Annotated in this window: 11 protein-coding genes; all 11 read left to right on the forward strand. The window is 41.1% G+C overall.

Features of this window, described 5'->3' with window-relative positions; genetic code table 11:
- Positions 1-211 precede the first annotated feature (211 nt).
- The 11 genes from ACQKL6_RS19725 to rpsO all read left to right on the forward strand — a co-directional run bounded on the left by ACQKL6_RS19725 (position 212) and on the right by rpsO (position 12,243).
- The gene (locus tag ACQKL6_RS19725) at positions 212-4,531 is read left to right on the forward strand and encodes a PolC-type DNA polymerase III (RefSeq protein ID WP_402868392.1); all 4,320 of its coding nucleotides are present in this window, start codon (positions 212-214) and stop codon (positions 4,529-4,531) included.
- A 193-nt stretch (positions 4,532-4,724) separates the two neighbouring features.
- Positions 4,725-5,198: a ribosome maturation factor RimP gene (gene rimP, locus ACQKL6_RS19730; RefSeq protein WP_402868394.1), complete on the forward strand. Its 474-nt coding sequence runs from the start codon at positions 4,725-4,727 to the stop codon at positions 5,196-5,198.
- Positions 5,199-5,238: 40 nt separating this feature from the next.
- A complete protein-coding gene (gene nusA, locus ACQKL6_RS19735; protein ID WP_402868396.1) occupies positions 5,239-6,369 on the forward strand; it encodes a transcription termination factor NusA in 1,131 nt (376 codons plus the stop codon).
- A 17-nt stretch (positions 6,370-6,386) separates the two neighbouring features.
- Positions 6,387-6,662 carry an RNase P modulator RnpM gene (rnpM, locus tag ACQKL6_RS19740; protein ID WP_402868398.1) on the forward strand — a complete coding sequence of 92 codons (276 nt, stop codon included), beginning with the start codon at positions 6,387-6,389 and terminating at the stop codon, positions 6,660-6,662.
- Between the two features lie 4 nt (positions 6,663-6,666).
- Positions 6,667-6,972 carry a YlxQ family RNA-binding protein gene (locus tag ACQKL6_RS19745; protein ID WP_402868399.1) on the forward strand — a complete coding sequence of 102 codons (306 nt, stop codon included), beginning with the start codon at positions 6,667-6,669 and terminating at the stop codon, positions 6,970-6,972.
- 19 nt (positions 6,973-6,991) lie between these two features.
- The gene (gene infB, locus ACQKL6_RS19750; RefSeq protein WP_402868401.1) at positions 6,992-9,151 is read left to right on the forward strand and encodes a translation initiation factor IF-2; all 2,160 of its coding nucleotides are present in this window, start codon (positions 6,992-6,994) and stop codon (positions 9,149-9,151) included.
- Positions 9,148-9,429 (forward strand): DUF503 domain-containing protein, encoded by a 282-nt coding sequence (locus tag ACQKL6_RS19755; protein WP_402987947.1) that lies wholly within the window; start codon positions 9,148-9,150, stop codon positions 9,427-9,429. Before infB ends, ACQKL6_RS19755 begins: the two co-directional genes overlap by 4 nt.
- A 17-nt stretch (positions 9,430-9,446) precedes the next feature.
- Positions 9,447-9,815, forward strand: a complete 369-nt coding sequence (gene rbfA / locus ACQKL6_RS19760) for a 30S ribosome-binding factor RbfA (protein ID WP_402868404.1) — start codon at positions 9,447-9,449, stop codon at positions 9,813-9,815.
- A gap of 93 nt (positions 9,816-9,908) precedes the next feature.
- The gene (gene truB / locus ACQKL6_RS19765) at positions 9,909-10,829 is read left to right on the forward strand and encodes a tRNA pseudouridine(55) synthase TruB (RefSeq protein WP_402987953.1); all 921 of its coding nucleotides are present in this window, start codon (positions 9,909-9,911) and stop codon (positions 10,827-10,829) included.
- A gap of 34 nt (positions 10,830-10,863) precedes the next feature.
- A complete protein-coding gene (gene ribF / locus ACQKL6_RS19770) occupies positions 10,864-11,814 on the forward strand; it encodes a bifunctional riboflavin kinase/FAD synthetase (RefSeq protein WP_402868407.1) in 951 nt (316 codons plus the stop codon).
- Positions 11,815-11,973: 159 nt separating this feature from the next.
- The gene (rpsO, locus tag ACQKL6_RS19775) at positions 11,974-12,243 is read left to right on the forward strand and encodes a 30S ribosomal protein S15 (protein ID WP_402868411.1); all 270 of its coding nucleotides are present in this window, start codon (positions 11,974-11,976) and stop codon (positions 12,241-12,243) included.
- Positions 12,244-12,504 lie beyond the last annotated feature (261 nt).

Consider the following 12,504-nt stretch of genomic DNA (forward strand, 5'->3'; position numbering starts at 1 on the left):
ATTTTACTAAAAAGGGCGATTTTTTTGTGCATAAATTTCATAAAAAAAGGGTTGCCCTAAAAGTCATTTTCCTGACTTTTGGGACAGCCCCTTTCCTTTTCCCTATAATTAGATGTCCGTGAACTGCATCTAGTATGTTATAATAACCACTGTTATTAGAATGAAACTGATGAATAATATCTTTAGATAGTAGATAAAGGGGAGAGAGGAAATGGATCAAAATCCAAACAGCGGTAGAGAGAGATTTCAACTCTTGCTCCAGCAATTGGGCTTGACTGAGGATGCCTTTGTGAATTTTTTCATCGGTGCCGAAATTGATAAACTTTCCATAGAGAGAGAGTCCCAAAAATGGCATTTTGCCTTTAATATACCTGCGTTAATTCCATGCAGTGTTCATACAAGATTTTCAAATCATTTAACTAGTACTTTTGCCCATATTGCCAAGGTTACATTCACCATGAATGTTGCCAATCCGATAGTGACGGAGGAATTGGTCAAAGAATACTGGAAAAATTGCATAAGTGAGCTACAAGGCATATCGCCAGCACTTTTATCACTCTTAAATGAGCAAGAACCCAAAGTGACAGGGTATAAGCTCGTGGTCAATGCACGTAATGGTGCGGAAGCTGGACAGTTAAAACAGAAATACTCCGGCCTCATTTCGAATATTTATCAAACGTATGGTTTCCCTCCATTAACTCTTGAAGCAGAAGTGAACGAAAATGTTTCGGAAACTGATTACAAGAAGTTTTTAGCAGAGAAGCAAAAGGAAGATGAGGAAAAGGGACTTGCCGCGTTACTAGAGATGCAGAAGAAAGAATCGGAAAAAGGAGACGAGGGTGTTTACGAAGGCCCGGTTAAAATCGGGTACACCATTAAAGAAGATGCCGATTTCCGTAGCATAGAGCAAATTATTGATGAAGAGCGCAGGATAGCGATTGAAGGTTTCGTGTTTGACGCGGAAGTCCGTGAGCTCCGGAGCGGACGTAGTCTATTGACGTTTAAAGTTACGGATTATACAAGCTCTATTTTAGTTAAAATGTTTTCACGTGACAAAGAGGATGCTGCCATCCTAGCCCGTGTTAAAAAAGGAATGTGGGTACGTGCCCAAGGTAGCATTCAAAATGATACGTTTGTTCGCGATCTAGTTATGATTGCAAACGATATTAATGAGATCTCTAAGCAGGGACGGCAGGATAAGGCTCCTGAGGGTGAAAAACGCGTCGAGCTTCATATGCACACACCGATGAGCCAAATGGATGCAGTGACGCCGACATCCGCCCTTGTTGCCCAAGCCGCGAAGTGGGGTCATAAGGCTGTTGCCATCACCGATCATGCAGGGGCTCAATCTTTCCCAGAGGCCTACGGCGCCGGTCAAAAACATGACATCAAGATTTTGTATGGTGTCGAAGTGAATCTCGTGAACGACGGTGTGCCAATCGCTTATAATGAAGCACATATACCGCTTTCCGATGCCACCTATATCGTTTTCGATGTCGAGACGACTGGTTTGTCTGCCGTTTATGATACGATCATTGAATTAGCAGCCGTGAAAATTCATGATGGAGACATCATTGATAAATTTGAATCATTCGCTAACCCACATCGACCGTTATCCAATACGATCATCGACTTGACTCATATCACAGATGATATGCTGGTGGATGCACCGGAAGTTTCAGACGTATTGGAAAAGTTCAAGGAATGGGCGGGAGATGCCATTCTTGTTGCGCATAATGCAAGTTTTGATATGGGCTTTTTGAACATGGGCTACAAAAATATTGGGTATCCAAAAGCAACCAATCCCGTATTGGATACGCTGGAATTAGGGAGATTTTTATATCCTGAGTTCAAAAATCACCGGTTGAACACATTGTGTAAAAAGCTCGATATTGATTTGACTCAACATCATAGGGCCATATACGATGCTGAGGCTACGGGGTACCTGATGTTGAAGATGTTGAAGGAAACGATAGCGAGAGGCATTACCCATCATGATCAATTAAATGACAATATGGGAAACGGAAATGCATATCAGCGTTCTCGACCATCTCATTGTACTTTGATTGCACAAACACAGGAAGGCTTGAAAAATCTCTTTAAATTGATTTCATTATCCCATATTAATTATTTTTACAGAGTTCCGAGGATTCCGCGTTCTCAACTAAAAAAATATCGCGAAGGAATTCTCGTTGGTTCTGGATGTGATAAAGGGGAAGTCTTCGAAGGGATGATGCAAAAGGGTTTTGAGGATGTTGTCGAAATAGCCGAGTTTTACGATTATCTTGAAATCCATCCAAAGGATGTTTATCAACATTTGATAGAGCTTGAATTTGTCCGTGATGAAAAGTCGTTAGAGACGATTATTTCAAACATTGTCAAGCTCGGAGAAAAGCTTAATAAACCTGTTGTAGCGACAGGAAATGTGCATTATTTGGACCCGAATGACAAGATATACCGTAAAATCCTTGTGAATTCACAAGGTGGGGCGAATATGCTGAATCGACATAAGCTACCAGACGTCCATTTCCGTACAACGGATGAGATGTTAAGGGACTTTTCCTTCCTTGGTGCCGAGAAGGCAAAAGAAGTCGTAGTCACAAATACGAATAAAATTGCAGATATGATAGAAAACATCAAGCCAATCAAGGACGATCTATATACACCTAAAATCGAGGGTGCAGAAGAAGAAATGCGTGCAATGAGTTATGGAATGGCTAGAAAGATATATGGAGAGAATCTACCGGAAATTGTTGAGGCCCGTCTTGAAAAGGAACTAAAAAGTATTATCGGCCATGGATTCGCCGTTATCTATTTAATTTCTCATAAACTGGTTAAAAAATCATTGAATGATGGCTATCTCGTTGGTTCCCGGGGTTCGGTCGGATCGTCATTCGTTGCGACGATGACAGAAATTACGGAAGTGAACCCGCTGCCGCCTCATTATGTGTGCCCTGTATGTAAGAAATCGGAATTCTTCAATGATGGGTCAGTAGGATCAGGGTTTGACTTGCCTGATAAAGATTGCCCGGATTGTGGCATTGCCTATACGAAAGACGGTCATGATATTCCATTTGAAACGTTCCTTGGATTTAAAGGGGATAAGGTCCCCGATATTGACTTGAACTTCTCTGGTGAATATCAGCCGAAAGCCCATGATTATACGAAGGTCCTATTTGGAGAAGATTATGTGTATCGTGCCGGTACAATCGGTACGGTGGCTGAAAAGACGGCATACGGATATGTTAAAGGCTATTCAGCCGACAATAATATCCATATGCGTGGTGCAGAAACAGATCGCCTTGTCGCAGGATGTACGGGTGTTAAACGGACAACTGGACAGCATCCAGGGGGAATCATCGTTGTCCCGGATTACATGGATATCTATGATTTCTCACCAATACAGTTCCCTGCGGATGACAGAAACTCAGAGTGGAAAACGACTCACTTTGATTTCCACTCCATTCACGATAATATTTTGAAACTGGATATACTTGGTCATGATGATCCGACAGTGATCAGGATGCTTCAGGATTTAAGTGGTATTGACCCAAAAACGATTCCGACAGATGATCCAGAGGTAATGAAGATATTCAGCAGTACGGAATCGTTAGGTGTGACTGAAGATCAAATCATGTGTAAAACCGGGACACTCGGCATACCTGAATTTGGAACGCGTTTTGTTCGACAAATGCTTGAGGACACTAAACCGACGACATTTTCCGAGCTTGTCCAGATTTCTGGTTTATCCCATGGTACCGATGTATGGCTGAGCAATGCACAAGAACTGATTCATAATAAAATCTGTACACTTAGCGAAGTAATCGGTTGCCGGGATGATATTATGGTTTATCTCATTTATCAGGGACTAGACCCTTCCCTTGCTTTTAAAATCATGGAATCCGTACGTAAAGGGAAAGGCTTGTCTGAGGAATTCGAAGAGGAAATGCGTAAGAATCAAGTGCCGGAATGGTATATAGATTCCTGTAAGAAGATTAAATATATGTTCCCGAAAGCACATGCTGCCGCATATGTGTTGATGGCGGTTCGGATTGCCTATTTCAAAGTGCATTTGCCATTATTGTATTATGCAGCATATTTCACGGTTCGTGCCGATGACTTCGAAATAGATGCCATGACACGTGGGTCACAAGCAATCAAGACCAAGATGGATGAAATAAATGTAAAAGGGTTGGATGCTTCCACGAAAGAGAAAAACACACTGACGGTACTTGAGCTAGCGTTGGAAATGTGTGAGCGTGGATACTCTTTCGCCAAGGTAGACTTGTATAAATCGAGTGCAGACCAATTCATCATTGAGGGTAACACGTTAATTCCACCTTTCAATTCGATTCCAGGTCTTGGTACGAATGCGGCGATCAATATTGTCAATGCGCGCAAAAACGGAGAGTTTCTCTCCAAGGAAGATTTGCAACAACGGGGGAAAGTATCCAAGACAATTCTTGAATACCTTGATAAACAAGGCTGTCTCGAGGCTCTTCCAGAACAAAATCAGCTTTCCTTATTTTAAGTGTGGAACTGCCTATGAAAAGGAAGAAACAGACATGATATTTGCAAAAATATCTTGATTATGGTATATTTTTATTGGAAATACTAAGAGGAACCAATGGCAAGAGTGGGGAAACCCACTCTTTCGTGTTGTATTGACCATTTAATTTTGAATCCGAAACCAAGCGCACACAACGCACGTATGGAGGAAACAAATGAGTAAAAAGGTAACGGAAGTTGTAGAAGAATTAGCTCTACCAATTCTTGAAGAATTGCAGCTTGAATTAGTTGAAGTGGAGTATGTGAAGGAAGGCAAGAACTGGTTCCTTCGAGTGTACATTGATAAAGAGACAGGCGTAGATCTTGAAGATTGCGGGAAAACGAGTGAAAAGCTCAGTGAAAAGCTTGATGAAGTCGATCCAATTCCACAAATTTATTTTCTCGAAGTTTCATCTCCCGGAGCGGAAAGGCCTCTAAAAAAAGAGAAGGATTTCCTTAATGCTATCGGTAAAAATGTTTACATAAAAACATACGAGCCCATTTTAAATGAAAAAGAATTCGAAGGAATCATGACCAATTATGATGGGAATGAAGTGACGCTTGAAATCAAAATCAAGACTAGAAAGAAAATAGTCGTCATTCCATTTGAAAAAGTGGCGAAAGCAAGACTTGCCATTACCTTCTCTTAATCAAGCAATTATTAATTAAATATCCGTAAGGGGGATCACCATGAGCAATGAGTTATTGGATGCTCTCTATATTTTAGAACATGATAAAGGAATTTCGAGAGAAGTTTTGATCGACGCGATTGAGGCTGCACTTATATCGGCATATCGCCGTAACTTTAACCAAGCACAAAATGTACGTATCGACTTGAATTTAGGCAAAGGCACCATGCGAGTATTTGCCAGAAAAGATGTAGTCGAGGAAGTATTCGATTCACGTCTGGAAATTTCCGTTGAAGAAGCAAGAGCAATAGATCCAAACTACCAGTTGGAAGATATTGTGGAAATGGAAGTTACGCCTAAGGATTTCGGCCGTATTGCTGCACAAACAGCCAAGCAGGTCGTAACACAAAGAGTGCGTGAAGCTGAACGTGGTATCATTTACGCAGAATTCATAGACCGTGAAGAGGATATCATGACAGGTATCGTGCAACGCCAGGATTCACGTTTCATCTATGTGAGTTTGGGGAAAATTGAAGCATTGCTTCCTGTCAATGAACAGATGCCAAATGAACAGTATAAACCTCACGACCGCATCAAGGTTTTCATTACAAAAGTTGAAAAGACTTCGAAAGGGCCACAAATTTTTGTATCCCGTTCTCATCCAGGTCTTTTAAAACGTTTGTTTGAGATAGAAGTGCCTGAGATTTTTGATGGAACTGTAGAAATCAAATCAGTTGCCAGAGAAGCAGGCGACCGCTCAAAAATTTCTGTACACTCAGATAATGAGGAAGTCGATCCAGTTGGTTCATGTGTTGGCCAAAAAGGACAGCGTGTCCAGGCTATCGTCAATGAATTAAAAGGTGAGAAGATCGATATCGTTAAATGGTCAGAAAATCCTGTTATCTTTGTTGCGAATGCTTTAAGTCCTTCAAAAGTGCTTGAAGTAATCGTTAAAGAAGAAGACAAAGCGACGACTGTCATTGTTCCTGACTACCAACTTTCACTAGCAATTGGTAAGCGTGGACAAAACGCACGCTTAGCAGCCAAACTGACTGGCTGGAAAATTGATATCAAGAGTGAAACGGAAGCCCGCGAAGCTGGTATTTACCCTGTTGAAGAACAGGAGTTCTTATTAAGCCGGGATAGTTATGTGAATGAAGAGGATGAAGAATTCGAAGAGGATAACGAGTAAGGTAGAGGTGAAAATAGATGAATAGCCGAAAAAAAATCCCGATGCGTAAATGTGTTGCCACTGGCGTTATGAAGCCAAAGAAAGAACTCATTCGTATCGTTCGATCTAAAGAAGGGGAAGTCAGCCTTGATCCGACCGGAAAAAAATCGGGAAGGGGAGCTTATTTGACCCTTGATCGGAATATTATCGAGCTGGCCAAAAAGAAAAATGTGCTGGCAAATCACCTTAGTACTCAAATCGATTCTTCCCTTTATGAACAATTGCTTGAATTAGTGGATAAGGAGCAAGACTAACACCATGACCCAACAACAACAATGGATGTCTCTATTAGGTTTGGCCAATCGAGCACGCAAGCTAATTTCGGGTGAAGAATTAGTGGTTAAAGAGATTAGAAGCGGTAATGCCAAAGTTGTTATTTTAGCCGCGGACGCTTCAAAAAACACTGAGAAAAAAATCTCTGATAAGTGCGCATTTTATCAGGTTCCTTTAAAAAGAGTCGAAGACAGATCTATGCTCGGCCATGCTATTGGCAAAGATGCTAGAGTTGCCGTCGCAGTTCTTGATGAAGGTTTTGCACAAAAACTCCGAATGCTGCTCGATTAAATTTACCGGGGGTGAACGTATGACAAAATTGCGTGTATATGAATATGCAAAACAGAAAAACGTTTCAAGTAAAGACGTAATAAATAAACTTAAAGAAATGAATATAGAGGTAACAAACCATATGACAGCATTAGACGATTCAACTGTAAACAAATTAAACGATTCTCTTAAACCAAAAAGCGAAGAACCAACCCAAGCAGCTGCTGAACCGAAAGCAAATGCAACGGTTGCGAAATACGAAGCTGAAGCAGATGAGAAAAGCACGATCAATAAAGAAAAGCTAAAGAAAAAGCCACCAGTTAAACCGTTGGGCACTAAAAAACCATCAGGACAGTTTAGCAGGGGAAGAAATAACCGTAATAAGAATAACAAACAAAGACAATCGGCGCCGCAGGCACCAGTTACAAAACGTAAGGAAAGAGAACTTCCAGAAAAAATTACGTTTTATGAGTCTTTGACTGTCATGGAACTTGGTAAGAAACTTCACCGTGAACCTTCTGAAATCATTAAGAAGCTTTTCATGCTTGGAGTCATGGCTACAATCAACCAAACGTTGGATAAAGATGCTATCGAATTAATCTGTACTGAGTACGGAGTATTGGCTGAAGAAGAGATTCGTGTTGACTTGACAGATCTTGAGTCATTAGTGACTGAAGATGCTTCTGAAGATTTAATCGAACGTCCAGCAGTCGTAACTATCATGGGTCACGTCGATCATGGTAAAACGACATTGCTTGATTCTATTCGCCATACGAAAGTAACAGAAGGCGAAGCGGGCGGAATCACTCAACATATCGGTGCTTACCAAGTCAAAGTCAATGACAAGAAAATCACATTCCTTGATACACCAGGACATGCTGCGTTTACAACAATGCGTGCTCGTGGAGCTTTAATCACGGATATTACGATTCTTGTTGTAGCAGCGGATGACGGTGTAATGCCGCAAACAATTGAAGCGATTAACCATGCTAAAGCAGCGGATGTTCCAATCATTGTTGCTGTTAATAAAATGGATAAAGAAGCAGCTAATCCTGACCGCGTCATGCAAGAATTAACAGAGCATGGTTTAGTTTCTGAAGCATGGGGTGGAGATACGATCTTCGTACCTATTTCTGCCAAAACGGGCGAAGGAATTGATAACTTGCTGGAAATGATTCTACTAGTTAGTGAAGTAGAAGAATATAAAGCCAATCCAACCCGTAAAGCGAACGGAACGGTTATAGAAGCACGTTTGGATAAAGGCCGTGGCTCTGTAGCGACGTTACTAGTCCAAAACGGTACTTTGAAAGTCGGAGACCCAATCGTTATCGGTAACACTTTCGGCCGTGTACGTGCCATGGTCAGTGATCTTGGACGTCGTGTTAAGGATGCAGGTCCATCAACACCGGTTGAAATCACTGGATTGAATGAAGTTCCACAAGCAGGCGACCGTTTCATCGTCTTTGAAGATGAGAAAACAGCCCGCCAAGTTGGGGAAGTACGTGCACAGAGACAACTTGCTTCACAACGTAATGAAAAATCACGTGTAACGCTTGATACATTGTTTGAACAAATGAAAGAAGGGGAAATTAAGGAATTGAACATCATCTTAAAAGCGGATGTTCAAGGTTCTGCTGAAGCAGTAGCCGCTTCCCTGAATAAAATAGAAGTAGAAGGCGCTAAAGTAAAAATCATTCATATCGGCGTCGGTGCTATCACAGAGTCTGATATCATCCTTGCTACCGCTTCTAATGCAATCGTAATTGGTTTTAATGTTCGTCCAGATGCGAATGCGAAGCGTGCCGCTGAATCAGAACAAGTTGATGTTCGCCTTCACCGTATCATATACAAAGCAATTGAAGAGATTGAATCGGCTATGAAAGGGATGCTTGATCCTGAGTTCGAAGAAAAAATCATTGGTCAAGCTGAAGTTCGTACAACTTTCAAAGTATCTAAAGTTGGTACAATTGCTGGTTCATATGTTACCGAAGGAAAACTTACGCGTGACAGCGGAATTCGCTTAATTCGTGAAGGTGTTGTCATTTACGAAGGTGAAATTGACGCATTGAAACGTTTTAAAGATGACGTTAAAGAAGTGGCAACAAATTATGAATGTGGTATTACCATTAAAAATTACAATGACCTTAAAGAGGGCGATGTAATTGAGGCTTATATAATGGAAGAGATCGAGCGTAAATGATCGTTGGATCCGTCCAATGTGAGTGCATGATCTATGACACCCATTCTTTGAAAGAAAAACGAGCTGTGTTGCAACGTGTCATGACACGGCTTAAGCAGAAGCTTAATGTCTCGGTAGCGGAAACGGATTTCCAGGATCTTTGGCAGCGTACTAAGATTTCTATCGTAACCGTTTCATCCTCAAGGAAAGCTACTGAGAGGGAACTTCAAAATGCCCTTAAATTTCTAGATTCATTTCCGGAAATTGAGCGCACAATAACAGATATAGACTGGCTATAAGCTAGCGAGGTGATATTATGAGCCTTCGAGCAAATCGTGTGGGCGAACAAATGAAAAAAGAGCTGAGTGAAATCATCGGCCGCAAAATTAAAGATCCAAGAATCGGATTCGTCACAGTAACGGATGTTGAAGTGACAGGCGATTTACAACAAGCAACAGTTTATATCTCTGTCTTGGGAGACCAGGAGCAACGGGAAAAAACTTTGCAGGGTCTTGAAAAGGCAAAAGGATTCATGCGTTCAGAAATTGGGCAAAGAATTCGCTTGCGTAAAACTCCGGAGTTGTTTTTTGAATTTGATGAATCCGTCGATTATGGTAACCGTATCGAATCATTAATTTCTCAAATCAAAAAAGAGGAAAAACCTTCAGTAAAAGACGAAGAATAAGCAAGCAGTAAATGGAGGCTGACTCAATAAGTGCTTTGCACTTCTTGGCTCGGCCTCTTTTTTTTGAAATGACAAGATTAATGAGGTGAAGGAATGGACGGCATACTCCCATTATGGAAACCAAAGGGAATGACATCCCATGATTGTGTTTTTAAATTAAGGAAGATTTTAAAAACGAAAAAAGTCGGACATACGGGCACTTTAGATCCTGAAGTCACCGGTGTTTTACCGATATGTATCGGCAGGGCAACGAAAATTGCCGAATACTTAACAGAAGCAGGTAAAGCGTATGAAGGGGAAGTGACGCTTGGTTTTTCAACGGCTACCGAAGATGCGACTGGAGAAAAGGTGGCGGAACAAAAGGTAACCGAAACATTTCAACGTTCACAAATCCTTGAGGTATTGAAATCCCTAACAGGAACAATTGAACAAACTCCACCAATGTTCTCAGCTGTCAAGGTAAATGGCAAAAAGCTATATGAATATGCTCGGGCTGGGATAGAAGTGGAACGTCCAACACGGGAAGTAACTATTCATGATATTACTTTACTGGATGACCGTTTAGAATTCAAAGGTGAAACCATTTCCTTCCGGTTTCGTGTCAAGTGTAGCAAAGGAACCTATATTCGGACATTAGCGGTGATGATGGGCGAAAGATTGGGATACCCGGCACATATGTCGGACTTGGTCCGGATTGAAGCGGCTGGCTTTACGCTTGAGGATTGTTTCACGTTCGCTGAGGTGGAAGAATTCATGGAATCAGAAAAGACAGGAGATTTTCTGTTGCCATTAGAACGTGGATTGTTACATTTGCCGAAATTCCAGATTAATGATAAAGTAGCAAAGAAAGTACTTAACGGTGCGGTATTGGAACAAACGGAGGATGTTGTTTTTGAAAAGGGGCAACCATTTGTCATGATGGATCCCACTGATAAGGCGATTGCCATTTATCAAATACATCCCACAAAAGAAGGGTTAATTAAACCTGTCAAAGTTTTCGCACAAGAATCATAGACCGTTTTTGCCGTCGGAAAGAGGAGATTGAAAGGTGAAAGTGATTGCATTAGAGCATCCTCATCAATTTAAACCGGATGACTTCCCTGAGCTTGTCATGGCACTTGGTTTTTTTGATGGCATCCATAAAGGACATCAAACTGTCATCCAAACCGCTAAGCAAAAGGCTCATGAAATGAATCTTATGTCAGCAGTCATGACATTTGATCCACATCCTTCCGCTGTATTAGGGAAGAAAGTGGGAAACATTCGTTATATTACACCACTGGAAGATAAGATAAAAATCATAGAAACGATGGAAATCGATTACCTATTTGTCGTCAACTTCAGTAAGGAATTCGCTTCGATGCTACCTGAGGAGTTTGTGGATGATTACATAGTGGGTCTGAATGTCCGTCACGTTGTAGCAGGTTTTGATTATTCTTATGGCCGCTATGGTAATGGATCGATGGATGATCTACCTGCCTATGCTAAGGGAAGATTTGGTCAAACCGTCGTTGCAAAGCAGACATTCGAGGACGGAAAGGTAAGTTCCACAAGAATCAGGGAGACGCTCAGCAATGGTGATTTTTCTGACTTCTATCATTTAGCGGGTCGTCGCTATGTAACAAAGGGACATGTAGTCCATGGAGAAAAGCGGGGGAGAAAGTTAGGATTCCCGACCGCGAATATTGAAGTGAGTGATGATTACATATTCCCCGCACCTGGCGTATATGCAGTCAGGATTAAAATAAGTGGATCCTGGTATGATGGGGTGTGCAATGTAGGGTATAAGCCGACATTCCATGAAGAAAAACCCGAATATCCTAGCGTAGAAGTTCATGCATTAGGTTTTACAGGAGATATCTATGGAGAACAGGTGTCAGTCGAGTGGCATATCAGGTTGAGAAGCGAGCGCAAATTCTCGGGACTTGAAGAGTTAGTCAACCAGATTGAAATTGACAAGCAAAATACGCAAGCATATTTTGCCGAATTGAACGGGTAACATTGTAAGAAACCAAAAGGATAGAAGACAAGGCTTGCAATTTTGACGGAAAACATGTATTCTATTGTATGTATGAAAATAACCATTGCTTGGCTAGTCGAGACTCCGACGCTGGCTCGGTAATAGGTGATTTTACAGAATTTTAGGAGGAATAATAACATGGCTATTACACAAGAACGCAAAAACGAACTTATCGCTGAGTTCAGAACTCACGATACTGACACTGGATCTCCAGAAGTTCAAATCGCAGTACTAACAGAAGAAATCAACAACTTGAACGGTCACTTACGCACACACAAAAAAGATCACCATTCTCGTCGCGGTCTTCTTAAAATGGTAGGTAAACGTCGTAATCTTTTAACTTACCTACGTAATAAAGACGTTACTCGTTACCGTACACTAATTAACACATTAGGTCTACGTAGATAATTTTTTCAAAAAAAGCGGGAAATTTCCCGCTTTTTTGATGTTATTCAAATGATTTGGACGCTATCAATTTTTAGGCTAAGCCATCGTCCTTTGGACTCGGCAGCCGCCGAGTTTTTTTCTACTCATAAATGATTAAGATATATACATAATTGAATGAATAAATATTTAGTCATATTACTGTTAACACTTGTTTTTTTCGTGCATAATAGTGATAGTTTGGTTATAACTTGAGTTCAATTACTTTCACATATAATGATTTAA

The organism is Peribacillus sp. NPDC097197, assembly GCF_050278025.1.
In the GTDB taxonomy this organism is placed as follows: Bacteria; Bacillota; Bacilli; order Bacillales; family DSM-1321; genus Peribacillus.

Coding starts and splice junctions, on each gene's coding strand:
- rnpM (WP_402868398.1), top strand. CDS start 6,387: ATGAATAGCCGAAAAAAAATCCCGATGCGTAAATGTGTTGCCACTGGC.
- nusA (WP_402868396.1), top strand. CDS start 5,239: ATGAGCAATGAGTTATTGGATGCTCTCTATATTTTAGAACATGATAAA.
- rbfA (WP_402868404.1), top strand. CDS start 9,447: ATGAGCCTTCGAGCAAATCGTGTGGGCGAACAAATGAAAAAAGAGCTG.
- infB (WP_402868401.1), top strand. CDS start 6,992: ATGACAAAATTGCGTGTATATGAATATGCAAAACAGAAAAACGTTTCA.
- rimP (WP_402868394.1), top strand. CDS start 4,725: ATGAGTAAAAAGGTAACGGAAGTTGTAGAAGAATTAGCTCTACCAATT.
- ACQKL6_RS19755 (WP_402987947.1), top strand. CDS start 9,148: ATGATCGTTGGATCCGTCCAATGTGAGTGCATGATCTATGACACCCAT.
- ACQKL6_RS19745 (WP_402868399.1), top strand. CDS start 6,667: ATGACCCAACAACAACAATGGATGTCTCTATTAGGTTTGGCCAATCGA.
- ACQKL6_RS19725 (WP_402868392.1), top strand. CDS start 212: ATGGATCAAAATCCAAACAGCGGTAGAGAGAGATTTCAACTCTTGCTC.
- truB (WP_402987953.1), top strand. CDS start 9,909: ATGGACGGCATACTCCCATTATGGAAACCAAAGGGAATGACATCCCAT.
- rpsO (WP_402868411.1), top strand. CDS start 11,974: ATGGCTATTACACAAGAACGCAAAAACGAACTTATCGCTGAGTTCAGA.